Origin of the sequence: Aurantiacibacter hainanensis, assembly GCF_036321025.1 — a bacterium.
GTDB classification, from domain to species: Bacteria; Pseudomonadota; Alphaproteobacteria; order Sphingomonadales; family Sphingomonadaceae; genus Alteraurantiacibacter; species Alteraurantiacibacter hainanensis.
The window spans coordinates 1020083-1044606 of record NZ_JAZAPB010000002.1 but is presented as its reverse complement, the minus strand read 5'-3'; the positions used below and the strand labels follow the sequence as shown (position 1 = coordinate 1044606).

Here is a 24524-nt window from a genome sequence, read left to right as displayed (position 1 = left end):
AGGGAAATGCCATGGCCTTCTGCATCAGGCCCGACGACGGCTCGGTCGCCGCCGCGATCCGCCGGGTGACCGACGAACAGATCGGCAAGGCGCTGCATTCCATCGACATCGACCCCTACGAGGAGGCGGTCCACGAAGTGCGCAAGCGGTGCAAGAAGGTCCGCGGCCTGGTGCGCTTCGTGCGGCCGGCCTTCGACGGGTACAAGCAGGCAAACGCCCATTTCCGCGACACCGCGCGGGTCGTGGATGCCTATCGCGATGCGAAGGTGATGCAGGATACCTACGATGCGCTGATGGATGCATACGGCGACGAGGTGGACCGCCAGGCGCTAGCCGGCATCCGCGCGCGCTTCACCCGCGAACGCACCGACCTGCTGAACGACGGCAGCGTGCAGGACCGGCTGGAGGAGTGCCGCAAGCGATTGAACGAGGGGCTGGAGCAGTCGCGCGACTGGACGCTGGAGGAAAGCGGCTTCGATGCCTTTCGCGGCGGCATGGCCAAGACCTACAAGCGGGCGCGCAAGGCGAGCAGGAAGGCGATGGACGGCGGCAGTGCCGAAGAGCATCACGAAATGCGCAAGCGGGTGAAGTATCACTGGATGCACGCCCGGATGTTGCGCCCCGTGTGGCCGAAGCATTTCAAGGCCCGCGCCGGACTGGCGAAAACCCTTTCCGACGTGCTCGGCGATCACCACGACCTGAGCGTTTTCCTCGGCCGCCTGCCGGACGACGAGGCACAGGATACCAGGGTGATGGATGCCCTCGCCCGCAAGCGCGCGACCGTGCTGTCGCAGCAGGCAGAGCCGATGGCCGAGAAGTTGCTGGCGGAAAAGCCGGAGGACTTGCTGGACCAGTTCGAGCGTCTCTGGGCTCCCTGGGCCACGCGCCACGGGCTGGACTGATGGGGCGCGAGATCGAGCGTAAGTTCCTGGTGACCGGCGATGGCTGGAGAAAAGCCGCCGTCTCATCGCACCACATCGCGCAAGCCTATATCGCCAGCGGCAACGGCAACGAGATCCGCATACGCATCGTCGACGGGGATCGCGCACGGCTGACCATCAAGTCCGCCGAGGCAGAGCAGGACCGCGACGAGTACGAATACGACGTGCCGCTGGAGGAAGCGAAGCGGCTGTACCTGCTGGCCGAACGCGGCGCGGTGCTGAAGCGGCGCCATGTCGTACCCGCGGGCGGCGGGCTGGAATGGGAGATCGACGTGTTCGAAGGCGCGAACGAAGGGTTGATCGTGGCGGAGATCGAGCTGGACGAAGCGTCGCAGGACTTTGCCCGCCCCGATTGGCTAGGCGAGGAGGTGACCGGACAGCGGGAATACTACAACGCCGAACTGGCGAAAGCCCAGCTTTAGGCAGGCCGCAGCAAGCCTTGCTTGTGCCCCGAAGCCCGGCCAACCATCTACGGCAGCCACGATCCAACCGCAGGAGCCTGTTTCATGTCCGAGATCTACACGCCCCCCGAAGTCTGGAAGCCGACCGAGAGCGGCGGCCAGTTCTCGGGCATCAATCGCCCCACCGCGGGCGCGCGCGAGCAGAAGGACCTGCCGGTGGGCGATCACCCCTTCCAGCTCTATTCGCTGGGCACGCCCAACGGGGTGAAGGTGACGATCATGTTCGAGGAGCTGCTCGAGGCAGGCTACTCTGACGCGGAATACGATGCGTGGATGATCAAGATCTTCGAAGGCGAGCAGTTCTGGTCGGGTTTCGTCGATCTCAACCCCAATTCCAAGATTCCCGCCTTGCTCGACAAGTCGGGGAAGGAGCCCTTCCGCGTTTTCGAAAGCGGCGCGATCCTGCAGCACCTGGCGGAAAAGTTCGACTACCTGCTGCCCAAGGCCAATCCGGCGCGCGCGGAAGTGCTCAGCTGGCTCAACTGGCAGATGGGCACGGCCCCCTTCATCGGCGGCGGGTTCGGCCACTTTTACGAATACGCGCCGGAAAAGTACGAGTACCCCATCAACCGCTACGCGATGGAAACCAAGCGCATCTTCGACGTGGCGAACAACCGGCTGGGCGAAACGGAATTCCTGGGCGGCGGCGAACTGACCATCGCCGATATCGCCGTCTATCCATGGCTGGGGAACCTGTATCACGGCGCCTACAGCGGATCGGACAGGTTCCTGTCGCTGCACGAGTACGAGAACGTGGGCCGATGGGTTAAGCAGATCGACGCCCGCCCCGCCGCCATCCGCGGGCGGCTGGTAAACACCAAGGCCATGCCCGAACGCCACTCCGCCGCCGATTTCGATGCGGTGGAGGATCGCAGCCTGTTCGAGCCGATCCGAAAGCGGGCGGACGTATAGGATAATCGGCGGCGCGCGGGACAGGGGCGAGGCCGCGGAGGCGGCCTCGCAGACATCAGGCTCTTTGGCTTGCGCCGCGCTGCGGCACCGCTATATGAGCGCCCTCCTGCTGGGGTGTAGCCAAGTGGTAAGGCATCGGTTTTTGGTACCGACATTCGCAGGTTCGATCCCTGCCACCCCAGCCATTCTGCCGATCTGAAACGAAGCCCGGCCTGTTGGTCGGTCCGAAGCTCTACGGCATCAGGCCCTCGACACGGCGGCGCCTGAATTTCCATCCTTCGTCGGTGCGGACCAGATCGTCGACATAGCGCGCCATCAGGGCGATTTCCGGCAGCCCGTCATCGCCCGGCACCACGTAGAATGACATGCTGGTGGCGCTTGCCACATCGCCATCGAGATCGATGTCGGTGTTGAAAAACACGTGGAAATTGGGCTCGGCGAACCCCAGAAGATTGGTCTCGAACGTCGACCGCATTCCTTCGGCAATCGCATCCGGTCCGACCGACATGGAGGGACCGCCGCCATACTCGCCGTCCTCGGTAAAGAGGTTACCGAAGGCGTCGAAGTCGCGCTCGTCGATCGTTCTGCCGTAATCGCGAAGCAGCTCTTCTATCGCGGCCCGGTCGCGCAGTTCCTGCAACTCGTGCGGTACGGCGTGATCCTGCGCCATGGATGGCACGGACATGGATGCGGCCAGCACCGCTGCAAGAATTCCCGACCCTCTCATCCCCGTCTCCCTTTTTCGGCTCTGTTGCCGCCGACCTAGTGCGGACCACCGGATGGTGGGGGCGAGGCGTCGGAGCCACCGCCGCCCACGCCATCCTCGCCCCAGTCCTCGTTAGCGCGCGCGATCAGGTAGGCGTGGATGTCCTCGACTTCCTGTTCGGTCAGGATGTCGGCGAAGCTCGCCATGCCTTTCTCGAGGAATATCCCGCCAAGCACGATGTCCTTGAACTGCGCATGGGTCTCTGCATCCATGTGCCGAAGGTCGGCGACACCGCCCACCGCGTTCCGGCCATGACAGGTGGCGCAGGTCTGGGCGTAGAGTTGGGCACCCCGACCGACCTCGACCTCCGTCGCGGTGAGGCGCGGCGGTGACGGGATGGGTTCCTGCGCCGCGAGGGGCGGCAGTTCGACATCGCCGCCCAGCTTGAAGACGACGAGCCGCGCGGGCGCACGCGCCCTGTCGATCCCCATCGAACGCTCGATGCCGGCGGCACCGCCGCCCCAACCCGCATTCACGGCGATGTACTGCTCGCCGTCCAGTTCGTAGGTGATCGGCCCCGCGACAGGCGAGCTCTGTATCGGGAAGGACCACAGTTCCCGCCCGGTGCGCGCGTCGAAGGCGGCGAAGGTCTGGTGCGTGGTCCCCTCGAAGACGAGATCCGAGGCCGTGATCATCACCCCGCCATTGCCGTGGCGCGGCAGTTCGTTGCGCCAGGCGATCCGCTGGCGCACCGGGTCGTAGGCCACCAGCCAGGCCTTCTCGTCGGCATTGGCCTGCTCCATCAGTTGCTGGCGCTTCTCCATAGCCTCGCCCGTGTATCCGCCCCAACCTGCGTTCGAGCGGAACGGCGTGGGTTCGAAATCGGGATCGAGCGCGTAGACCATCCCCGACTGGTAGGCGGGGAAGTAGGCCAGCCCGGTGCGCGGGCTGTAGCCCATCGGAAACCAGTTATGCGCCCCGCCCGGCCCCGGATAGACCAGCACCGGATCGGTTCCGTAGTGCGCTTCGGGATTGATGATGGGTCGGCCCGTCGCCGGATCGATGCCGCTCGCCCAGTTGACCTTCACGTAGGTTTCGGCGCTGATCACCTCGCCCGTGGCGCGGTCGAGCACGTAGAAGAACCCGTTCTTGGGCGCCTGCATGATGACCTGGCGCATCTCGCCATCGATCTCGAGATCGGCGCTGACGATGGAACTGGTGCAGGTGTAGTCCCAGTCCTCCTCCGGCACCATCTGGTAGTGCCAGGCATAGCTGCCGTCCGACCCGTTGAGGGCTACGATGGAGCAGATGAACAGGTTGTCGCCCTCGCCGTTGCTGCGATGCTGCCAGGCGAGCGGAGAGCCGTTTCCGGTGCCTACGTAGACCAGGTCGAGCTCGGGATCGTAGGCAATCGAGTCCCAGGCATTCGCGCCGCCGCCAAGATCGGTCCACATCCCCTCGTCCGACCACGTCTCGCGGATCATCGGCATGACGGGATCGGAGGCCGCGCCGTCCGGTTCGCCCGTGGGGTTCGGCGTGAGGTAGAACTTCCACAGCTCCGCACCGGTATCCACGTCCAGCGCGATGGCGAACCCGCGTACGCCAAGATCGCCGCCCGACTGGCTGACCACCACCTTGCCGTCGAACACGCGGGGCGCCCCGGTGATCGTGTAGGGCATCTCGTGCTCGAACGTCTGCGTGGACCAGATCGTATCGCCGGTGGCGCGGTCAAGCGCCATCACTCGCCCGTCCAGGGTGGCGATGATGACCTTGTCCTCCCACAGGGCCAGCCCGCGCGAAACCGGTTCGCAGCAAGCGTATCGGCCCATTTCGCGCGGCACCTCGGGATCGAAGGTCCACAGCCTTTCGCCGGTCCGCGCGTCGTATGCGATGGTGATGTTCCAGGCGAGGATGTTGTAGAGGACGCCGTCCGCGTAGAGCGGCGTCGCCTCGATGCCGCGATAGGTGTCGTAATCGTCGTACCAGGCGATGCCGAGTTGATCGACATTGCCGGCGTTGACCTGCGTCAGCGGGCTGTAGCGCTGCGCGGCATAGGTGCGTCCGTCGCTCAGCCAGACATCGGCGTCATCGCTGTGGCTGGAAAGCCAGTCGCCGTCGCTTTCAACCACTGCGGTTGCGCAGGCAGCAAGGGCGAGCAGGCCAAGCAGCGCCGCCACCAGCCGGGTGGGTGATTTCATGTTGGTTTTCGGGAGCAAGCGGTCAGTCCTCCGGGGGCTGGGCAATCGGCTGATCCCCGTGAACGGTGCGGCCGGTCTGCAGCGCGGCCTCCTGCTCGGGCGTGCCGGGCGGGCGGAAATAGGCTCCGACCTCGCCCTGGTCCGGCCGAAAAACGGCGCCCGTCACGGGGTTGGGATAGTGATAGGGGATGATGTAGTATGCGGGATAGGTCAGGTAGACGACCGAAGGCGGCAGGTCCGGCGGCGGACCGAACTTGTCGGGCCAGGTGTTGTTGAGCGCGAATTCGCCCCACCCATCCCAGTTCGTGTACATCGTGAAAGGCCCCGTCAGGCGCGCGATCTTCCACACGCCGTCTTCCTTGACGAATTCGTTCTCGTAGAGCGGCAGGCCCCAGCTTTCATTCGCCATCACGTAGGCGCGGCTGCGTATCCATCCGCGCGTGCCATCCTCCGAGATGTCGACGATGGGCTGGAACTGCATGTGGTTGATGAGCACGCCCGGCACGATACCGTCCTGCCGGAAGGACAGCTGCATGTAATCGAGCACGCGGTCCTGACCGACGTAGATGCCCTTCCCGCCGATCTCCAGCGTCGCGTCCTCGGCAAACAGTTCGGACAGCGGGGTCCACTGCGCCTTGTCGACGAAGTAGCCGTAGGCATTCTGAAGCCGCTCGATATCGTTCATGCCCTCCAGCCGCTCGATGCGCTCTTCCAGCCGGTCGAGCCGCTCGCTCGCCGTCTGGGCAGCGGCTGCGGTCGAGACAGCAAGGGCGGCGGCACCCAGCCCGGTGTTGAGAAGGCGAGTGGTGGGGCGCACGGCTCAGTCCCTCGGCGGCTCGGCGATTGGCTGGGTTCCGTTCACCGTCCGGCCCACGCGCATGGATTCCTCCTGCGCGGCGGTTCCAGGCGGGCGGTGATAGGCCCCGACTTCGCCGGTATCGGGCAGGAAGGCCTCGCCCGTCACCGGATTGGGGTAGTGGTAGGGGATGATGTAGTAGCCGGGGTAGGTCAGATAGACGACCGAGGGCGGCAGGTCCGGCGGCGGATCGAACTTGTCCGGCCAGGTATTGTTGAGCGCATATTCGCCCCAGCCGTCCCAGTTCGTATACATGGTGAAAGGTCCGGTCAGGCGACTGATCCGCCATTTGCCGTCCTCGCCCTTCTCGTATTCGTTCTCGTAGAGAGGCAGGCCCCAGCCGACGCTCATCACGTAGGCGCGGGCGCGCATCCAGCCGGTCTGCCCGTCCTCGGATATGTCGGGAATGGGCTGGAACTGCATGTGATTGGCCAGCAGCCCTTCCCGCGCGCCGTCCGGACCGAAGGCGGTCTGCATGTATTCCAGCACGCGGTCGCGCCCGATGAAGATGCCCTTCCCGCCTATTTCCAGCGTGGCATCCTCCGTGAACAGGTCGGCAAGCGGCGTCCACTGGCTCTTGTCCACGAAATAGCCGTAGGCGCGCTGAACCCGTTCGATCTCGTTGAGGTCTTCCAGCCGCGTGATGCGCTGATCGAGCGCGTCGAGCCTTTCTTCGGCGGACTGGGCCATGGCCGGTGCGGCACCGGCAGCAAGCGCCAGGGCGGATACGGCGAGAAGCGCGGCGCGCATCATTCGCCCCCCTCGACATGGCCGGTGAAGGGAATTTCCTCGCGCCCCGTCACGTCATCGCCCGCCATCGGCAGATCGGTCAGCGGCTCTCCCGTAACCGGGTGGTCGAAGCTGAACGGCGGGATGTAGGCGCCGGGAAAGGCGCGATAGACCTCGGTCGGCTGTTCGTCTGGCGGATAGAGGGCGTTGACGCCGCGCATCGGGACGGAGCCTTGCGGCCAGGGCCGGTCGTAGTCGGTCTTTGCGGTCAGGTAGAAGTGCAGCTTGTCGAACTTCCAGACCCCGTCTTCCTTGACGTAGTCGTTCTCGTAGATGCCGACGGCCCATTGTCCGTTGGCGTTGGGCTCCGCCAGCATGATCGGTCCCTGCCAGCGGCCCGTGGCCGTGCGCCCGTCCTCCGCAACGTAGATGATGTTCTGCAACATCATGTGATTGTTGAGATAACCCGGGGCCAGCCCCTGCGGGCCGAGCATGTGCATCGCCCGCTCGATCCGATCCGGCCCGACGTAGACACCGGTCTGCTCGTATTCGAACTCGCCCTCGTCGGCGAACAGCGAGGCGGCCTCGTCCCACAGTCCCTTGTCGAAATAGTAGCCGAAGGTGGCCGTGAGGTTCTCGATCTCCGCCTGGTCCTCCAGCCGTTCGACCCGCTCGCGGTATTCGGCAACGCGCTCTTCGAGCGACTGCGCCGCGGCAGGAAGAGACATGGCGAAGGGGCACAGCATGGCGGCGACGACGAGGCCGTGCCGCGTGATCGTGGGCATGCTCATTGCATGTCTCCTTCGACTGCACGGCCGGTGACCGGGTTGGGTGCCTGGAAGGCGGGGATCTGCACGGCCGGGAACGGCTGGTAGTCCACGGTGGACCCGCGATCGGGCGGGAAATCTATCGAAGTCTGGCTAGGTGCCAGCCCCTCGCCGGGTTCGAGCCGCGCCCACCCTTCCTCGAACGGGGCGACGAAATTGACGAAGAGGTGCAGCGACTGGATTTTCCACACGCCGTCTTCCTTGACGTAGGTGTTCTCGTACACCCCGTCGCGCCACTCGGCGTGTTCCTTGTGCTGGCCGAGCATGCCCTGATCGCGCCAGCGGGCCGTCGCGCTCTCGGCGTCCTGAGCCACCGAAATGGCCGGTTGCAGGGTGATCCACTCGTTCAGCTGGCCGTAGACAAGTCCTTCCTGGCCGCCATGCAGGCGCCGGAGATACTCCTCGATCCGGTCCGGCCCGACATAGACCCCGTCGAGACCGATCTCGATCGTGCCATTGTCGGCAAACAGGTCCGCCGCCTCGCCCCACAGGCCGCGGTCGACATAGAAGCCGAAGGCCCGCTGCAGCTTCTTCACCGCGCGGCCCCCTTCCAGCCGTTCGACACGCTCGGTCAGTTCCGCGATCTCGCGGTCGAGCGCGCTCTGCGCGAAGGCTGGCTGCGGCAGCAACGCCAGAAGCGGTGCGAGCAAGACAAGTCTTTTCATAGTCCCTCCGGTAAGGTGAAGGCGCGCACGTAGAAGTCGCCCGGGTCCTGGCCCCGGAGTTGAGGGTCGATCAGGTATCCGATCTTCCCTTCGGTGGCGTAGCCGATTGATCCCACGCGGGTTACGCCGGGCGAGGAATCGAGGTCGGTCGCAACGGGAGTGACCGTCGCGCGGTCGCCCTCCACCGTGATCAGCGCCACGCGCCCGCCCGAGCCTTCGGCCTGCAGGAAGCGGTTGCCGCCTACGGGCCGCAGTCCGTCGGGCCCGCTGACCGGTTGCGACAGGGCGAGGTCGGTCAACCCCGCATAGCCTCCGCCGCCCCCCCGGTTCACGCGCTGTACGCGGTTGGAGCGGACGTTGTTGATGTACATCGTGCCGTCGCCCGCAAAGGCGATGCCGTCCACGCCGACCAGATCGTCGCCGCTGGCGAAGAGCTGTAGCGCGCTGTCGCCCGGCGCGAGGCTGAAGATCCTTCCGCCTGCCGTTTCGGTGGCGAACACCGTCCCGTCGGGCGCGACGGCAATGTCGTTGCACGCCGCCGGACCTGCCGGCAACGGATAGCGCGCGTCCAGCCGACCGGTCGAAAGCGTGAAGGCGACCAGGCTCGAACCGCCGGTCGGTCCGCCTTCGGCAAAGGAGTTGGGGTTGGAACAGGTCCACAGCCGGTCGTGCCGCTCGTCCACCAGCACGCCGAACAGCGATATCAGGCCGTTCGCCTCGTCCGGCTCGATCCACGGCAGTGCCACACCGCTTCCGGGCCGCGCGCGATAGATGGTGCCGCTCATGCTGCCGACATAGATGTTGCCGGCAGAATCCGAGGTCACGCTTTCGGGATAGACGCCCGTTCCGGCAATGCGGATGTCCTGCGGTTCATCAGCCCGGCTGCCTGCGGGCGCCGTGGCACAGGCGCTTGCCAGCAGGGCCAGTAAGGCCATTGCCCCGTGGGCCACGCCGATCGGGATTCCAGTTGCGGACTTGCGCAAGGTGCTCCTCTCCATTTGCAGCCGACTGTCGCGGCTTTCCGGCAGGATAGGGCAGACGGCCCGGCGAGCAAACATTAAGGCTGGTCCGATCTGGAATCGCGAATTGACCCAATCGGTGCGCTTTCAGACCCCTAGCGAAACGCCTTCAGTCGGCGCGCCATTGCCGGGGCGTCTGGGAAAAGCGGCGCTTGAAAGCCCGCGTGAAATGGGCGGCATCCTCGAACCCGTTGGCAAAGGCGATCTGCGCGATCGACTGGTTGGAACGGGACGGATCGCGAAGATCCACCGCTGCCTGCTCGAGCCGCCGGCTCCACAGGTGGCTGGCAATCGAATGACCGAAGGACTGAAGCATCAGCTGGTCAAGCCGCCGCCGACTGATCCGCTGGTCCATGGCCACCGCCTCTGCGGTGAGCCCGGCGACCGAGAGGTTGAGTTCTATGAAATCGAGTGCCCGTCGCACACGCCAGTCGGGCGCGGCGTCCTGCCTGATGAACGGTTCTGCAAGGCCCAGCATCTGGATGATGGCATTGGTCATGGCATTGCGCTGGGTGCCGTTGAGCGTTCCGGCCACCGCGCTGAAGCGCAGCATTGTCTCTGCCAGCATCTGCGTGCCCGGATCGTCGCAGGAGAACGTGGTGACGAACAGCTTTTCCAGCGGCGGATAGCGGCTGAGGGCGGCGGCGCGCGGTATCCGCAGGAAATGGATCTTGCTGCGCCCCTCGCCGATCAGGCGAAAGCTGCGGGCCTCGTCGATCACGCAGGCGTCGCCCTTGCCCAGCATCGCCGATCTTCCCGCCTGTCGCACGAGGATCGCGCCCTTGGACTGGACCATCAGCGATATGTGCGAATTCCTCGCCTTGGAATCCTGAACGGTGTGAGTGACGTCGGCGGGAGCGGAATCGATCTCGAAGAAATCGCCCGACCCCATGCTCACCCGGCTGATCGTGCCCGTCGGGGGACTGCCCCCGGGCATCCGGATCGAGAGACTTGGAAAGGAATCGCGCACGGCGCTCTTCCATTTATGCGCACGTTTGTCGCATTCGACCTGGTCGAGATCGACAAGCGGTAGGAACGGACTCGTTGCGCCTTGTTCCAATTCCGACAATCCTCTCCTCCAAGTCGGTCAACGCCGACTTTGTTATTTCAAGGATATGTGTTTGTCATAGGATTGGCAAGCTTGCGCCTCGTGCCGCGGGCTTGGGAGGAGAGAGATTCGATGGCCACTGGCAATTCCGCGCGCAGCCCGCTGTTTTCGCGCATCAAGTCCGACAGTCCGCGAAACAGACCGCTTCTCGCGATGGCAGCGGCGGCGCTCCTTTCAAGCTGCACGACCGCGTCGATGTCCACAGGCGACGGCGCGACGCAGGCGGCCGCCGTCACGTCGGAGGCGATGCGCAATCTGAATTCGCCGGGCAATGCCGGCGACTGGATGTCGTACGGGCGCGGCTGGGCGGAACAGCGCTTCAGCCCGCTGGAGCAGATCGACGAGGGCAACGTCGCGCGCCTGGGCCTTGCCTGGTACGACGATCTCGACACCCTTCGGGGGGTGCAGGCGACCCCGCTGGTCATCGACGGGGTGCTGTACAACGCGTCTGTCTTCAACGTCGTCACCGCCTACGATGCCGCGACTGGCGAAAAGCTGTGGACCTACGATCCGGAGGTCGATCCGCAATGGGCGCGTCTCGCCTGCTGCGGCCCCAGCACGCGCGGCATCTCCGCCTGGGAAGGCAAGATATTCATCGGCGCGCTCGACGGGCGGCTGATCGCCATCGGCGCGAAGACCGGCGAGGAAGTCTGGACCACCAAGACCTTCGAGAACACCGAACCCTATTCGATCACCGGGCCCACGCGGGTTTTCGACGGGAAGGTCGTGATCGGACAGGGCGGCGCCGATTACGGCGTGCGCGGCTTCGTTTCGGCCTACGATGCGGACACCGGCGAGAAGCTGTGGAAGTTCTACATCGTCCCCGGCAACCCGGCGGACGGCCCCGATGGCGAAGCGTCGGACGAGGCGATGGAAATCGCCCTGCCCACCTGGAACGGGGAATGGTGGAAATATGGCGGCGGCGGCACCGCGTGGGACTCCATCGTCTACGATCCCGAACTCAATCTCGTCTACATCGGGACGGGCAACGGCTCTCCCCACGTCGACACCATCCGCTCGCCGGGGGGCGGCGACAACCTTTTCCTGTGCTCCATCGTCGCGGTGGATGCCGATAGCGGCGAATATCGCTGGCACTACCAGATGGTGCCCGCCGAGAGCTGGGACTTCACCTGCACCCAGCCGATGATGCTGGCCGACCTCGAGATCGAGGGGCGCGAGCGGCAGGTCATCATGCAGGCCCCCAAGAACGGCTTCTTCTACGTGCTCGACCGCCGCACCGGCGAATTCATCTCCGCCGAAAGCTACGTGCCCAACACCTGGGCCTCGCATATCGACCCGGAGACGGGACGCCCGGTGGAAACCGACCGCGCCCGCCTGACCCACGAGCCGCAGCTGATGAACCCCAACGCGCTGGGCTCTCATTCGTGGCACCCGATGGCCTACAACCCGAACACCGGGCTCGTCTATTTTCCCGCGCACGAGCACTGGATGGTGATGGCGAAGATCCAGGAAGAGGACTTCGAATACGTCAACTGGCGCAACAACTCGGGCTTCGATTACGTCAGCAATCCCGAACGGCGCCGCGAACTGCAACGGATCGCGGATTCGCGCGAGGCGGGCTTCCTGCTCGCGTGGGATCCCGTGCGGCAGCAGGAGGCTTTCCGGGTCGAGCACATCGCGCCCGGCTCCGGCGGCGTGCTGGCGACAGCGGGCAACCTGCTGTTCCAGGGCACGCCTAAAAAGGAATTCGTCGCCTACCGCGCAACCGACGGGGCCAGGCTTTGGTCGATGCCCACGCAGAACGTGCCGATCGCAGGCCCCGTCACCTACATGGTCGACGGCGTGCAATATATCGCGGTGAACGTCGGATGGGGCGGCCAGCCCTCATCGACCCTTGCCGGAATTCCCGGCTGGAGCAGCAACATGGCGACAGCGCGGCTGATGGTCTTCCGGCTGGACGGACAGACCGAACTGCCGCCGATGCCGCCGCCAACGGACCTGCCGCGACCCCCGCGCCTCACCGCCGGAGAGGACGTGGTGCGCCAGGGTGCGGCCCTGTTTGCCGACACCTGCTCCAGCTGCCACGGCGACGACGCGCGCGGCGGCCTGAAGGACCTGCGCTGGATGTCGGCGGACACGCATGATGCGTTTCTCGACATCGTCCTGCGGGGCACGCGAACCGACAAGGGCATGGCGTCCTTCGCGGACATCCTGTCGGAGCAGGAAGCGCGCGCGATCCACCAGTACCTGATCGCCAGGGCAAACGAAGACTGGGCCGACATGGCCGTTCAACGCGGATCGGAGAATTGACCATGCGTATCCTGCCACTCCTGCTCGCCGGGGCCTCGGCCATAGCCGGTGCCAGCATCCCCGCCGCCGCGCAGGCTCCCGGCGAGGACAGCGCCGTCTACGAACTGGAATGCGACCGTGATTGCCTGATCGGCAAGCTCAACGAGTATGTCGATGCCCTGCGCGTGCGGACGCCATCCCTGCTGCCTCTCGCCGACGACTACCTGTTCACCGAGAACAACGTCTCCATCGAGGTGGGCGAAGGCCTGTGGGGCACGATCGACCGGCTGGACGAAACGGGCCTCGAAGTGGCCGACACCCAGACGCAGAACGCCGCCTGGTTCGGCGGCATGACGGAGAACGGCGCGCCCGGCATCTTCGCGGTGCGCATCCATGTGGACGAGGGCATGATCGACGAGATCGAGACCGTCGTCCTGCGCGAGCCGACCCTGCCGGCACCCTTCGGCGAAACCATGAACATGCGGCACGATCCCGATTTCAACGAAATCCTGCCGCCCGAAGAGCGCCGTCCCCGCCCGCGCCTGCGCGCCATCGCCGACAGCTATTTCGACACGGTCGAGCTCAACGACGGACAGGTGTTCGCCCCCTTCGACGAGGATTGCGGACGGCTGGAAAACGGCATCAGCACCACCACCCGGGCGCAGGACGACGGCTCCGAATTCACGATGGTGGACGGCTGCGAGGCGCAGTTCGAGCTGGGCATATTCCGCATCAACAAGCGCATTCGCGAGCGGCTTTACCCGATCATCGACGTGGAGCGCGGCGTAGTCGTCTCCACCGCCTTCTTCGATCACGCGAACGAGTTCGACCGCTATCTGCTGACCGACGGGCGCGAGATGCGCACCGCGCTGAAGTGGCCGAACTCGATCACCCTGCTCGAGGCATTCCGCATCAGGGACGCGAAGATCAGCCGGATCGAGGCGGTCTTCACCTACGTGCCCTATTTCATGCACAACCCCTTCGCCGGCCCCGCCGCCGCGCCGCCCATACCGCGATCCTCGCCCGAGGAATGCGATGCGGAGTGCCTTGCCGGACTGACCGGACAGGTGATGAACGCCTATGCCGAGCGCGGTGAATGGCGGAACCTGCCGTGGGCCGAGGAAGTCGGCTACGAGGAAAACAGCGTCGGAATGCAGGTGAACGAGGGCATCTGGGGTTCGACCACCGGGATCGATGCCGACCCGCTGGTGATCGCCGACGAGCAACTCGGCCGCGCGCTTTGGCTCGGCAGGATCGAGGAACACGGTCAGCCCGCGTGGGCCGGCGTCACGGTATCGGCCGACGCCGACCGGATCGGACGCATCGAGGCCGTCATCCGGCGCGAGGAATACGGCGCGCCCTACGCAGCGCCCGAAACCGCCCCCAGCTTTGCCGCCCTCCCCGCTGGCGAACGCACCGACAGGGCGGCCATGCTGCAGGCCGTCGACCGGTTCTACGCCGCGCTGAACGCGCAGGACGGCACGGCGCCCGGCGGCCTTGCCGCCACCTGCGCCTGGGTTCTGAATGGCCAGTCGGTGGGGCCATGCGCCGCACCCTTCACCTCCATGCGTCTGCAACCGCTGGAGGAAGTTCGCGACCGCGAGGTGATCGCCGTGGACGAGGAACGCGGGCTTGTCGCCATGTCGACCTACGAGGACTTCCCGGCAACGCAGCAGGAATTTACCGATGCTTCGGGCGCAACCTTTTCTGACGCGCAGACCTTTCCGCGCACCTTGCAGGTCGTGGAACTGTTCCGCTTCAGGAACGGCGAGATTGAGCGGGTCGAGGCGATTACCTCGGAACTGCCCTATGGCATGCAGCCGCGCTAGAGCGCGCGGTCGGTCCGGACCCTAGGTTTCGGGTTCGGCGGCTTCGCTTTCCTGCGCCTGCGGCACACCTGCCGGTGGCTGCTCGGGCGGCGGCGCATCGCCGTCGCGATAGGGAATGACGCCGTGCGACTTGCGGGTGCGAATCTTCCACTCGCCATTCTCGCGCACGAGCTCGTCGACGTAGCGGCCCGCCAGAGCCACGACAGGCCGGTTTTCGTCGGAGGCGGTGAAGAACAGGTAACGCGAGCGCGCCGTTGCCTCGTCCCCGTTCACGTCGACCACCATCGTCGTGTTGAGGTGGAAGTTCTCCTTATTGACGTAGTCGTCGGGATAGGAGCCCATGTTCTCCTCCAGCATGGCCTCGATGGCTTCCGGCCCGGTGTACGTGCCGAACCCGCCGCTCCAGACCCCATCGCTGGCGAACAGCGAGGCATAGGAGGCGTAGTCGCGGGCATCGAGAAACTCGCCGTACTCCACCAGCACCTCGCGAATTTCCTTCTCGTCCTGCAGTTCCTGCACTTGCTGCGCGAGGTCGTCCGGGGCGGACTGCGCGGCGCATGCCGAAACCGTCAGGCCGATGACGGCAAGGGACAGGACATGGCGCATGGTTTCTCTCCGTTCTCGTTCTTCCGCGCTCGCTCTTTCCCGGCGCGGTCGCCATGAGACTGCGCCAACCGGTGTGCCGCCGCCAGCCCGATTCCAACTGGGCACAGAAACCGCTACCTTTAGGGCAATGACTTGGCCGCCGCGCGCTGCCAGCTTGGTCATGCACAATGGGAGAGAACTGATGCTGCGTGGCGTAACCGCCGCCCTGGGCCTGGCGCTTGCCGTACCTGCTGCGGCGCAATCGTACGGGGAGGAGACCGCACTGCCGCGCGACGACTGCGACAGGGCATGCCTCGAATCCGCCGTCACGTCCTATGTCACGGCGCTGGCCGCGCAGAACCCTTCCCAGGCTCCCTTTGCCGAGGACGTGAAATTCACCGAGAACAGCGTGGAAATGCCCATCGGCCACGGACTGTGGGCGACGGTGAGCGCCGCCGATCCGGCGGTCGGCATGATGCCCGCCGATCCGCTCACCGGAAACGTCGCCTGGTTCGGCCATGCCTACGAGCACGATCATCTGGTGTTTCTCGCCATCCGCCTGCACGTCAACCGCGACCGCGAGATCGACGAGGTGGAAACGGTGGTGACGCGGCGCGTCGGCATGCCGCTGATCTTCGGATCGGGCGAGGAGCCGCACAGCCCCGTCTGGCAGGAAATCATGCCGGTCGACGAAAGGCCGCCGCGCTCGCGATTGCGGGCTCTTGCGGACTCCTATTTCAACACCGTCGAATACAATGACGGAACCGTTTTCGCCCCGTTCCACGAGGAGTGCTCGCGGCTGGAAAACGGTATCAGCACCACCAGCGCGGTAGAGGGGTCGAACAGTTCTGCGTCCGTGGCCGAAGGCTGCGAGGAGCAGTTCCGCCTCGGTATCTACCGCATCAACAAGCAGCTGCGCGAACGCCGCTATCCGCTGATCGACGAGGAACGCGGGATCATCGTGGGCATGAACTTCTTCGACCACGCGAACTATTTCGACGAATACGAACTCACCGACGGGCGTACCATGGAAACGCTTCTCAAATGGCCCAACTCGCTGACGATCATGGAAGCCTTCAAGATCGTCGACGGGAAGATCCACACCATCGAGGCCGTGTTCGATTACGTGCCCTACGGGATGCATTCGCCGTGGGCGGAGGGAGACGAATGATGCGCCTGGCTTCCACCCTCGCCCTCGCGGCCGCGCTCGCGACCAGCCCTGCCGCCGCGCAGAGCTGCGATGAGGCGTGCCTGCTCGATCTCGCGGACGAGACCCTCGCCGCCATCGGCGATCAGGAATATCGCCGCCTGCCCTGGGCCGACCCGGTGCTGTTCACCGAGAACAATGTCTCGCTGATGATCGGCGATTCCTGGTGGGGATCGGCGGGCGAGAATACCGGGGAGGAGGGCCAGAAGGCCTTCGCCCTCGCCGATCCCGAGAACGGGCAGGTCGTGTGGTTCGGCACCATCTGGGACCATGACGAGCCGTCCTTCGGAGCCGTCCGCCTGAAGGCACCCCAGGGCCGGATCGAGGAAATCGAGGTGATCGCCGCCCGCTCGCCGTGGCCGATGGTGTTCGGCGAGCCGACCGAATTCGCCCTTTCGCCAGAGATGATGCAGCCTGTTGGGTCCGCCGAACGTCGATCGCGCGAGCGGCTGGTCGATCTCGCCAATTCCTATCTCGCCACCAAGCAGCGCAACAACGGCGCCCTGCTGGCCGAGTTCGCGCCGGACTGCGCGATGATCGAGAACGGCGTGCAGATCACCTCTGCCGAGCTGGATGTCGATCCGGATGACGAGGATTGCGCATCGGTTTTCGAGGCCGGTCTGTTTGCGCCCGTCAACCGGATCAGGGACCGGCGCTTCCCCGTCGTCGACACCGAGCGAGGCCTGGTCCTGGCGATCAGCGTGCAGGACATTCCGGCAGCCGAAACCACCTTCCGCACCGCAGGCGGGCATACCGCGACGCTGGAGAGGCCCTTCCCCATGAGCCGGCTGGTGGCCGAACTCGTGGAGATCGAGGGCGACGTCGTGGTCCAGTCCGAAGGGGTGGCAACCTTCCTGCCCTATTACATGCCGACGCCATGGCCCTGATCCCGCCGCCAAAAGCTGAAGGAACGGGCTGACAAGACTTACACCATCCCGATTTTTTCCGTGCCTCCTCCCCTTGGTGCAAAGGCCGGAAAAGGAAGAACCCGCAGACCTCGCGAAAGGCCTGCGGGTTCTTTTTTGTGCGACCCGGCGGGCCGGGGCGGGCGTTACCGTCCCCCCCGGCGCGCGCCCTGATCAGAAGTTGCGCCTTACGGTCACGGCGTATTCGCGCGGCCGACCCGGCTGGCCGGTGACGTAGAAGGCGTTGAAGAACTTGTTGATGTAGTAGAACTCGTCGGTGACGTTGGTCATCTCGAGCGCCACGCTCCAGTCTTCGTCTTCCGTGCGGTAGGTGACGCGGGCATTCAACAGCGTCCGGCTGTCGACGATCGCCTCGGGCGTGCAGGCGAAATCGCCGCAATAGCCCGGCGTGTAATTCAGGTCCGCGCGCGGCGTGAGCGAGCCCGCACCGCCAAGGTCGATCCTGTACTGGGCGCCGATGCTCCACTTCCATTCGCCGATGCCGGGGCGGCTGGAACCGACCTGGATCGAGGTGGTGGGGAAGTTGACCGACGTGAACTCGAAATCGGTGAGGCTGAGCGCCGCATCGATGTTGAGGTCGTCGACCGGCTCGAGAAAGGCTTCCAGCTCGAAGCCCTTCACTTCCGCGTCGCCCACGTTGAGGTACTGGCCGCAAAGTCCGGGGATGCCGCCGCCATCGGGCGGAAGCTGCTGACCGTCCTCGCCCACGCAGGTCTGCGGGATGCCCTGGTAGCCGATGTATTCCATGTAGAACGCGGCACCGTTCAGGCGCACGCGATTCATGAACAGGTCGGTCTTGAAGCCGACCTCGTAGTTGCGCAGCTTTTCCGGGCCGAACGGCCGCACCTGCCGGAAGTCGTAGGGACGCGGCGCGATACCGCCACCCTTGTGACCCGTCGCGAACTGCGCATAGGTCATGATTTCCGGCGACCACTCGTAGGTGATGACTGCACGATAGTCGGCAATCGTCTTCGCGTAGGTATCGGTCAGGCCGCTGAGCGGGTTGTTGGGATTGCTGAGCGGCAGGTATTCGCCTTCGCCATCCGGGTTGAAGCGACCGAAGGTATAGTCCTTCGTCTCGTCGGTGATGCGAACGCCGCCTTCCAGCGTCAGCCCCTCGACCAGTTCGAAGGCCACGTTGCCGAACGCGGCCCAGACCGTGAGATCGGCGGTATCGTCGTTGAGGAAGGAGAAGCACGGCGTCGACGCGGCGCAGAAGCCGGAGAACGGCGTGTGGATCCGGTCGAGATAGCGAGTGCTGGCGTCGTAGTAGATGCCGCCCACCGTGAAGTTGAGCCGGTCCTCGAGGAACACGCCGCTCAGGCGCACTTCCTGGCTGAACTGCTCGTGCTCGAACAGGCCCTGGCTCTGGATGTAGACGACCGGCGAGTTGTCGTTGTCGTTCCCGCTCTCGCTGTCGTACTGGCGATAGCCGGTGATGGACTTGATCGCGAGGTTGTCGCTCAGTTCATAATCGACCGTCCCCGAAAAGCCCCAGGCTTCGAGCTTCTGCTGCGGATCGACGATGAACGGCCCCAGCGGATCGCCTGCCGGCGCGGTGGACGGCGGGCCCACGGGAGCGCCTGCCGCCTCGTACATCACCCCCGGATCGTAGAAGTTGGCGTAGGTGGCATAGGGATCGTTCAGCTTCGCGTCCGAAGGCCGGTACTGGCCATAGGTCACGAAACGGTGATCGTATTCAACGCCCTGGTACGGCAAGGGCAGTCCCTGCCGACCGGTGTATTCGGCACTGGCGATCAGGGTGGAAGCCTGAATGTTCGACCGGTCGTTGGTATAGTCGCCGATCAGGTTGATCTCGAGCGGGCCGCCGCCAGGGGCGATGCGCAGCGCGCCGCGAATGGCGTAGACGTCCTGGTTGCCGAGTTCGCCCGTCACGCAGTCGCCGTCGGTGGCGAGCCGCGGAAGGAGGCCCGCCTGCACGTCGGGATCGTCAGGATTGACGCAGGCGTAATCATAACGCGTCACATGGCCGTCACGGTTGCGATAGACGCCGGTAAGACGAGCAAAGACGGCATCGTCCACCACGGTAAAGTCGGCGCTGCCCTTGAAATCGATGCGACCCAGGTTGCCCAGCGAGGCCTCGACATACCCGCCATCGCCTTCCGGCAGACGGGAATACAGCTTGATGGCACCACCCTGCGAGTTCATGCCCGCCAGCGTGCCCTGCGGCCCGCGCAGAACCTCGATACGGTCGAGGTCGACGAGGTCGAAGGCCGATGCCGTCACAGTGCCGAAGTAGATGTCGTCGATGTAGATGCCCACGCCCGGTTCGACCGACGGGCTGAAATCCGACTGGCCGACGCCGCGAATGAAGGCGCGCATCGAGTTGCCCGAGCCGGACGGGTTCTGCTGCAGCAGCAGGTTCGGCGTCTGCTGCGATACCTCGGTCAGGTTGGTCTGGCTGCGCGCTTCCAGCAGGTCGCCGCTGATTGCGCTGATAGACAGTGGAATGTCCTGCACGTTCTGCTCGCGCAGCTGCGCGGTCACGATGATGACGTTGCCGGGCCCCTGATCGTCGTCGGGCGTGACCGCGGCATCGTTGTTGTTGACGTTGGCGTCCTGCGCGAGCGCCGGAGCATGGACGATTCCGGCCAGCCCCAGAGCCGTCGCGCTCAGCAGGCCCTTGCGAAGATTGCGCCCGGAGGCGATCTTTGAATGGTCTCTCATATTTCCTCTCCCCATCCGGAATATCCCGGCTTATTTTTCTCTGGCGAGGGCGGCGCGATCGTTCCGGCTGCTGCCGGCGATGGACGCCCGTTGCCGTCCTTGCGCAAGATTTCCGCGGCAATTGCCCGCGACGGACCCGCAACAAGGGGTAAATCCTATTTAGAGTTTGTCCTGCTGGCAGGCCTTGCCCCTATTGGCCCCCTGAGTTGCCAAAACTGGAAAGTCGGCCCGAGAAGCTGGCCCCGAACGGCGAAATAAACGACAAGTAGCCACGAAATTCGTCCACTTTCGGCAAGCCGCCAGCGCTTTCGAGGGCGGTATTTGCGGTTTTCCATCCTGGACAGGACGGAGGAAACGACGGGAGAGTGTTGAAATGATCAGAGCGATCGTGGTCGCCGCGCTGCTGGCGACCGGACCCGCCGTCGCCAGCGCGCAGGAGGGCAGGACTGCGCTGGAACAGCGAATGCAACGCGTCGAGGACGAACTGGCGATCCGGCGCGTCATCGTCGAATACGCCGCCTTCCTCGATCGGCGCGACTACGACGCCTACAGCGAACTGTTCACGCCCGACGGAGAATGGACGAAGCCAGATGGCCAGGGTCGCCGGGGCCGGGCCGAGATACGCGACATGGTGGCAGGCGTCATGGGTCCGGCGAACAGCCCCAATGCCGAGAACTATCACCTCGTCAGCAACCCGCGCATCGACCTGGATGGCGACCGCGCGACTTCCACCTCGCGATACATCTTCATCATGCGCGGTCCGCAAGGGCAGCCCACACCCGCGCTGACGGGCCTCTACCACGACGAGTTCGTGCGGCACGAAGGCGAATGGAAGATCGCGCGGCGCGTGGCGGAAGACATCATGCCCACGGCGGAGGAATGGCAAGCGGCGGTGGCCGGGCAGGAGGCGGACCAGTGATCCGCCTGTTGACGGCCATCTCGGCCCTGTTGCTCCTCACCGCGGTTCCCGCGCAGGCCGACGACGCGCAGCTGTCGCTTGAGCAGCGTATCCAGCGGGCAGAGGACGAGCTCGCCATCCGGCGGCTGCTGGTCGACTATTCCTGGGCGCAGGACGCGCGCGACTTTCCCGCGTTCGCATCCCTGTTCGCCGAGGAAGGCGAATGGGTGAACGGCGACCTGGTCTACCGCGGTCCCGATGCGATCCTGGAAATGCTGGTGGGCATCTATGGCGCGCCCGACCCCGGTTACGTAAACCGGGAGAGCCTGCACATCACCAGCAACATGGAGGTGGAGGTAAACGGCGACCGGGCAACAGCACACTCGCGCCACCTGCTGATCATGCGCGGCCCCGATGGCGAACCGACGCCTGCGCTCGCAGGCCGATACGAAGACGAACTCATTCGCGAGGACGGCCGCTGGAAATTCCTGCGGCGTGTCGACTACCCGGTCATGCCCACTCCGGCGGAATGGCGCACCCAGATGCGGGCAATGCGCGAAGCGGACTGACAGTTCGCATCGCCTTGCCACTGCAACAAGCTGCCCCCTAAGTTTTCAGGGCTTTCTCGCGTGTTGTTATCACGAAACCGATAACGCTTACCGTGCTGGCTGCCAGCACCACCAGCGCCGCGCCCGTCGCGCCGCGCCATTCGATCAGCCAGGGCAAGGCGACCAGTCCGGCCAGCGTCGGCACCGCGCGCAGGACGAAATTGGTGATGGCTCGTCCCCCCGCCACCAGCAGCGCTTCCAGACTGGCCCCTGCCAGTTCGAGCGCGGCCGCGGCGGCCAGGATTATCATGGGCCAGTAGGCCGCCAGGTAATCCTCGCCCGCAATGGCAAGGATCAGCCAGTCGCCTGCCAGCGCCGCCAGTACCACGGCGGCCAGCCCGGTGACGATGGCGATGCGCGTGATGCTCGACGCGACCCGGCGGGCGTGCTCGGGGTTTCGCACCAGTTCCGGATAGGTGGCCCGCAGCAGGGCCTGCGCCAGTTTCAGCAGGCCCTCACCCAGCTGCGCGGCCACGCGATAGATGCCCGCCAGGGCCGCACCGCCGAATGCGCCCACCAGCAGCACCAGCAACTGGCGGCTGGCGATGGTCAGCATCCCTGTCAGGCTGGTGCCGATCACGAACGGCCACGCTCCCTCGTGCAGGCGCGGAAGGCGCAGCAGGCCGAAACGGCGCCAATGGATCGCTTCCGTGCGCGCGGCCAGGTGCCAGTACATGGCCGCGGTCGCCAGTTCGGCGATTCCCCAGATCAGCAGGAAAGCAGGGATGGAGGGGGCGAGCGCGGCCACTAGCGCGGCTCCGGCGGCACGGATGACGCTGGTGGTGGAATCGGCGGCGGCGGCGCGGGCGTACCTGTCGTGCAGGCGCAGCAGGCCGGTGGGCGTGGATCGGATCGAGAGCAGCGATACCGCGGTGAACAGGAAAGTGGGCAGCCGCAATTCAGGCGCGATGGGCAGCCAGTCTCCGGCAAAGGCAAGGATCACCGCCGCGGCGACCAGTCCGGCGACGATCGTCACCGCATCCAGCGCGAGGGCAAAGCCTGTCGCGTCCTTCCGCCCTTCCTCGTCCTGTCCCCAGCGGATCACCGCCTGCCAGGTCTGGAAGCTGGTAAATCCCACCACCAGCTGGGCGAAGGTGAAGGCGATCACGAACTGGCCGAACGCATCCAGCCCCAGCGAACGGGTGGCAAGCGCGAGGTAGACGAGGGACAGCACCGCGTTGATGCCGCGCGCGCCCATCAGCCATCCCGTGTTCGTCAATGCGCGGCGGATCATGGCATCGCCCTGCCCCAGCCGAAGAGGAATTGCAAAAGCGAAGGTAGGAGCTAAGCGTGCCAGCCCCGCCTCTGGAGGAGCCTGCCGCGTGCCCGACCCCTACATCCACCTCTCCTTTCTGAAGCTCAACGTGCCGCAGATGGCGCCGGCGCTGGAGTTCTGGCGATCCGCAATGGGTTTCGAGATTCAGGACACCTTCGACGAGCCGGACTTCCTGGAGCACATCCTGGCGATCCCGGACCAGGGCGAAGACGGGCCGAGGATGATGCTGGTGGAGTTCAAGGACGGGCGCGACGTGTCGATCGGAGAAGGACACGGACCGGTGGGATTCATAACCCACGATGTCGAGACCGCTCTGGAGCAGGCCGTGGCCGCGGGAGCGAAGGTGACCATGCCCGTCACCGAAGTCGCACCGAGGCTGAGAATCGCGAAATTCGTCAGCCCGCAGGGTCACGAGGCCGAGCTGGTCCACAGGGTGCCCGACGAATAGGAATCAGGCTGTCGCCCCCTGCCGCCCGCCGATCACGCCGCCGTTCACCACGCCAAGGGCAAACACCAGCGCCGCGATCACCAGCGCGGGAATTGCGGTCAGGCCCAGGATCATCTCCAGCGGCAAGGTCGCCGCCAGCGCCAGTCCGCCCAGCGCGGGGAACAGGATGCCGCCAAGCCGTCCGAAGCCGCCCGCCCAGCCGATGCCGGACGACCGCATTTCGGGCGGGTAGCTGAGCGTCGCCAGGTTGTTGATGCCGGTCTGCCCGCCGACCTGGCAGAAGTTCCACACCACCAGCGCCGTGACGAAGGCCACGGCCAGCTGCGGCGGGATGAAGCCGATGGAAAGAATGGCGGCGGCATCGACGATGAAATAGCCGGTGATCAGCCAGTAGGGATTCACCCTGTCCATCAGCCAGCCCATCACCAGCGTGCCGGACGCTCCGCCGAAGTAACCGATGATCATGTACAGCGCGAAGGTTTCCAGCGACAGGTTCTGGTACTCGTACATGAAGGTGGCCAACCAGTTAGCCAGTAGGGCGATGTTGCCCAGGCTGAAGAAGCAGAGCGCGAACAGCAGGATCGTCTGCATCCGGTAGCGCGGGCCGAACATGGCAAGCGGGCCGTACTTCGACACCTCGGCCTGGTCGCCCATGTAGAACACCGTGCCCAATGGCACCTGCGCCTGCGGATCGAGCCTGCGGATGGCCTCCCCGATGCGCGGATCCGTGCCGTTGCGGTTGACGCGGAAGGCCAGGCTTTCGGGAATGAACAGCAACAGCAGCAGCGCCAGCAGCGGAACGATGCCGCCGACGATGAAGAACCCTTCCCATCCCAGTTCGTCGAAGAACTGGTTCACCATGATGCCGCTGCCCAGGTTGCCGCCGGAAAAGCACACCAGTGCGATCGACATGAACAGCGCGCGGCGCCGCTTGGGCGTGCTTTCGGCAAGCAGCGCCAGGCCGATGGGCAGCATGGCGGAGAAGAAGATGCCTGCCATACCGCGAAGCCAGGCCAGCATCTGGAACCCGGTGGACCAGGCGGCCCACAGGGTGAGCGAACCGAATACCAGCAGGCACAGACCCAGCACCGGCTTGCGCCCGATCCGGTCGGCCAGCGGCGGCATGATGAAGGCGCCGATGGCCATGCCGATCTGCTGGTAGTTCACCACCGGCTGCATGTCTTCGGAGACGCCGCCCAGCCCTTCCGCGATGGCAGGCAGGATCTTGCCGAGAAAATACATGTCGAACCCGTCGAGGAACAGCACGATGGATACGATCACCAGAGTGGCGATCTCGCGCTTTCCGACCGGCTTCTCATCGATGAATTGCGCCACGTCGAAACGCGTGGGTTCGCCCGTATCACCCGCCATTGTCTCTCCCTTGATC

At 65.2% G+C, this 24524-nt stretch carries 22 protein-coding genes and 1 tRNA gene; 11 read left to right on the top strand and 12 right to left on the bottom strand.

What is annotated here, in order from left to right; genetic code table 11:
• Positions 1–11 precede the first annotated feature (11 nt).
• From AAA989_RS12380 to AAA989_RS12365, 4 genes are all read left to right on the top strand, one after another.
• On the top strand, positions 12–902 hold the full coding sequence (locus tag AAA989_RS12380; protein ID WP_338244001.1) for a CHAD domain-containing protein: 891 nt from the start codon (positions 12–14) through the stop codon (positions 900–902).
• Entirely contained in the window at positions 902–1363 is a 462-nt protein-coding gene (locus tag AAA989_RS12375; protein WP_338244000.1) for a CYTH domain-containing protein, read from the top strand. Before AAA989_RS12380 ends, AAA989_RS12375 begins: the two co-directional genes overlap by 1 nt.
• An 84-nt stretch (positions 1364–1447) precedes the next feature.
• Positions 1448–2314 carry a glutathione-dependent disulfide-bond oxidoreductase gene (gene yghU / locus AAA989_RS12370; protein WP_338243999.1) on the top strand — a complete coding sequence of 289 codons (867 nt, stop codon included), beginning with the start codon at positions 1448–1450 and terminating at the stop codon, positions 2312–2314.
• A gap of 110 nt (positions 2315–2424) precedes the next feature.
• Positions 2425–2499 (top strand) — tRNA-Gln (locus tag AAA989_RS12365).
• Positions 2500–2546: 47 nt separating this feature from the next.
• Here the strand turns inward: AAA989_RS12365 and AAA989_RS12360 are convergent.
• The 8 genes from AAA989_RS12360 to AAA989_RS12325 form a co-directional block, all read right to left on the bottom strand.
• Entirely contained in the window at positions 2547–3041 is a 495-nt protein-coding gene (locus AAA989_RS12360) for a nuclear transport factor 2 family protein (RefSeq protein WP_338243997.1), read from the bottom strand.
• A gap of 35 nt (positions 3042–3076) precedes the next feature.
• A complete protein-coding gene (locus AAA989_RS12355) occupies positions 3077–5218 on the bottom strand; it encodes a PQQ-dependent dehydrogenase, methanol/ethanol family (RefSeq protein WP_338243995.1) in 2142 nt (713 codons plus the stop codon).
• 22 nt (positions 5219–5240) lie between these two features.
• A complete protein-coding gene (locus AAA989_RS12350) occupies positions 5241–6035 on the bottom strand; it encodes a nuclear transport factor 2 family protein (protein ID WP_338243993.1) in 795 nt (264 codons plus the stop codon).
• A gap of 3 nt (positions 6036–6038) precedes the next feature.
• Positions 6039–6827, bottom strand: a complete 789-nt coding sequence (locus AAA989_RS12345; RefSeq protein WP_338243991.1) for a nuclear transport factor 2 family protein — start codon at positions 6825–6827, stop codon at positions 6039–6041.
• Positions 6824–7594 (bottom strand): nuclear transport factor 2 family protein, encoded by a 771-nt coding sequence (locus AAA989_RS12340; protein ID WP_338243989.1) that lies wholly within the window; start codon positions 7592–7594, stop codon positions 6824–6826. The genes AAA989_RS12345 and AAA989_RS12340 overlap by 4 nt, the downstream gene beginning before the upstream one ends.
• The gene (locus AAA989_RS12335; protein WP_338243987.1) at positions 7591–8295 is read right to left on the bottom strand and encodes a nuclear transport factor 2 family protein; all 705 of its coding nucleotides are present in this window, start codon (positions 8293–8295) and stop codon (positions 7591–7593) included. The genes AAA989_RS12340 and AAA989_RS12335 overlap by 4 nt, the downstream gene beginning before the upstream one ends.
• A complete protein-coding gene (locus tag AAA989_RS12330; protein WP_338243985.1) occupies positions 8292–9278 on the bottom strand; it encodes an SMP-30/gluconolactonase/LRE family protein in 987 nt (328 codons plus the stop codon). Before AAA989_RS12330 ends, AAA989_RS12335 begins: the two co-directional genes overlap by 4 nt.
• A gap of 145 nt (positions 9279–9423) precedes the next feature.
• Positions 9424–10284, bottom strand: coding sequence for a helix-turn-helix domain-containing protein (locus tag AAA989_RS12325; protein ID WP_338243984.1), 861 nt, complete (start codon positions 10282–10284; stop codon positions 9424–9426).
• 210 nt (positions 10285–10494) lie between these two features.
• Here AAA989_RS12325 and AAA989_RS12320 point away from each other — a divergent pair, with 210 nt between their 5' ends.
• Complete coding sequence (locus tag AAA989_RS12320; protein WP_338243982.1) at positions 10495–12693, top strand: PQQ-dependent dehydrogenase, methanol/ethanol family; 2199 nt, start codon at positions 10495–10497, stop codon at positions 12691–12693.
• A 2-nt stretch (positions 12694–12695) separates the two neighbouring features.
• The gene (locus AAA989_RS12315; RefSeq protein WP_338243980.1) at positions 12696–14501 is read left to right on the top strand and encodes a DUF8021 domain-containing protein; all 1806 of its coding nucleotides are present in this window, start codon (positions 12696–12698) and stop codon (positions 14499–14501) included.
• A 21-nt stretch (positions 14502–14522) separates the two neighbouring features.
• Here the strand turns inward: AAA989_RS12315 and AAA989_RS12310 are convergent, their stop codons facing one another.
• Positions 14523–15107, bottom strand: coding sequence for a nuclear transport factor 2 family protein (locus AAA989_RS12310; RefSeq protein WP_338243978.1), 585 nt, complete (start codon positions 15105–15107; stop codon positions 14523–14525).
• 181 nt (positions 15108–15288) lie between these two features.
• Between AAA989_RS12310 and AAA989_RS12305 the strand changes: the two genes are divergently transcribed.
• Complete coding sequence (locus AAA989_RS12305) at positions 15289–16257, top strand: DUF8021 domain-containing protein (protein WP_338243976.1); 969 nt, start codon at positions 15289–15291, stop codon at positions 16255–16257.
• Positions 16254–17180 (top strand): DUF8021 domain-containing protein, encoded by a 927-nt coding sequence (locus tag AAA989_RS12300; protein WP_338243974.1) that lies wholly within the window; start codon positions 16254–16256, stop codon positions 17178–17180. The genes AAA989_RS12305 and AAA989_RS12300 overlap by 4 nt, the downstream gene beginning before the upstream one ends.
• Before the next feature lie 192 nt (positions 17181–17372).
• Here AAA989_RS12300 and AAA989_RS12295 read toward each other — a convergent pair whose 3' ends face one another.
• Complete coding sequence (locus AAA989_RS12295; RefSeq protein WP_338243972.1) at positions 17373–19907, bottom strand: TonB-dependent receptor; 2535 nt, start codon at positions 19905–19907, stop codon at positions 17373–17375.
• A gap of 373 nt (positions 19908–20280) precedes the next feature.
• On the opposite strand from AAA989_RS12295, the gene AAA989_RS12290 reads away from it, so the two are divergent.
• Both AAA989_RS12290 and AAA989_RS12285 read left to right on the top strand, forming a co-directional pair.
• Entirely contained in the window at positions 20281–20826 is a 546-nt protein-coding gene (locus tag AAA989_RS12290) for a nuclear transport factor 2 family protein (RefSeq protein WP_338243970.1), read from the top strand.
• Complete coding sequence (locus AAA989_RS12285) at positions 20823–21374, top strand: nuclear transport factor 2 family protein (RefSeq protein ID WP_338243968.1); 552 nt, start codon at positions 20823–20825, stop codon at positions 21372–21374. The genes AAA989_RS12290 and AAA989_RS12285 overlap by 4 nt, the downstream gene beginning before the upstream one ends.
• A 37-nt stretch (positions 21375–21411) precedes the next feature.
• On the opposite strand, the gene AAA989_RS12280 is transcribed toward AAA989_RS12285, so the two are convergent.
• Entirely contained in the window at positions 21412–22647 is a 1236-nt protein-coding gene (locus AAA989_RS12280; protein ID WP_338243966.1) for a lipopolysaccharide biosynthesis protein, read from the bottom strand.
• An 88-nt stretch (positions 22648–22735) separates the two neighbouring features.
• Here AAA989_RS12280 and AAA989_RS12275 point away from each other — a divergent pair, with 88 nt between their 5' ends.
• Entirely contained in the window at positions 22736–23137 is a 402-nt protein-coding gene (locus tag AAA989_RS12275; RefSeq protein ID WP_338243964.1) for a VOC family protein, read from the top strand.
• A gap of 3 nt (positions 23138–23140) precedes the next feature.
• On the opposite strand, the gene AAA989_RS12270 is transcribed toward AAA989_RS12275, so the two are convergent.
• A complete protein-coding gene (locus AAA989_RS12270; RefSeq protein ID WP_338243962.1) occupies positions 23141–24508 on the bottom strand; it encodes an MFS transporter in 1368 nt (455 codons plus the stop codon).
• Positions 24509–24524 lie beyond the last annotated feature (16 nt).

Bases quoted from the DNA above. Each gene is read 5' to 3' on its own strand.
- AAA989_RS12380 (WP_338244001.1), top strand. From the start codon at position 12: ATGGCCTTCTGCATCAGGCCCGACGACGGCTCGGTCGCCGCCGCGATC.
- AAA989_RS12375 (WP_338244000.1), top strand. From the start codon at position 902: ATGGGGCGCGAGATCGAGCGTAAGTTCCTGGTGACCGGCGATGGCTGG.
- yghU (WP_338243999.1), top strand. From the start codon at position 1,448: ATGTCCGAGATCTACACGCCCCCCGAAGTCTGGAAGCCGACCGAGAGC.
- AAA989_RS12360 (WP_338243997.1), bottom strand. From the start codon at position 3,041: ATGAGAGGGTCGGGAATTCTTGCAGCGGTGCTGGCCGCATCCATGTCC.
- AAA989_RS12355 (WP_338243995.1), bottom strand. From the start codon at position 5,218: ATGAAATCACCCACCCGGCTGGTGGCGGCGCTGCTTGGCCTGCTCGCC.
- AAA989_RS12345 (WP_338243991.1), bottom strand. From the start codon at position 6,827: ATGATGCGCGCCGCGCTTCTCGCCGTATCCGCCCTGGCGCTTGCTGCC.
- AAA989_RS12340 (WP_338243989.1), bottom strand. From the start codon at position 7,594: ATGAGCATGCCCACGATCACGCGGCACGGCCTCGTCGTCGCCGCCATG.
- AAA989_RS12335 (WP_338243987.1), bottom strand. From the start codon at position 8,295: ATGAAAAGACTTGTCTTGCTCGCACCGCTTCTGGCGTTGCTGCCGCAG.
- AAA989_RS12320 (WP_338243982.1), top strand. From the start codon at position 10,495: ATGGCCACTGGCAATTCCGCGCGCAGCCCGCTGTTTTCGCGCATCAAG.
- AAA989_RS12315 (WP_338243980.1), top strand. From the start codon at position 12,696: ATGCGTATCCTGCCACTCCTGCTCGCCGGGGCCTCGGCCATAGCCGGT.
- AAA989_RS12310 (WP_338243978.1), bottom strand. From the start codon at position 15,107: ATGCGCCATGTCCTGTCCCTTGCCGTCATCGGCCTGACGGTTTCGGCA.
- AAA989_RS12305 (WP_338243976.1), top strand. From the start codon at position 15,289: ATGCTGCGTGGCGTAACCGCCGCCCTGGGCCTGGCGCTTGCCGTACCT.
- AAA989_RS12300 (WP_338243974.1), top strand. From the start codon at position 16,254: ATGATGCGCCTGGCTTCCACCCTCGCCCTCGCGGCCGCGCTCGCGACC.
- AAA989_RS12295 (WP_338243972.1), bottom strand. From the start codon at position 19,907: ATGAGAGACCATTCAAAGATCGCCTCCGGGCGCAATCTTCGCAAGGGC.
- AAA989_RS12290 (WP_338243970.1), top strand. From the start codon at position 20,281: ATGATCAGAGCGATCGTGGTCGCCGCGCTGCTGGCGACCGGACCCGCC.
- AAA989_RS12280 (WP_338243966.1), bottom strand. From the start codon at position 22,647: ATGATCCGCCGCGCATTGACGAACACGGGATGGCTGATGGGCGCGCGC.
- AAA989_RS12270 (WP_338243962.1), bottom strand. From the start codon at position 24,508: ATGGCGGGTGATACGGGCGAACCCACGCGTTTCGACGTGGCGCAATTC.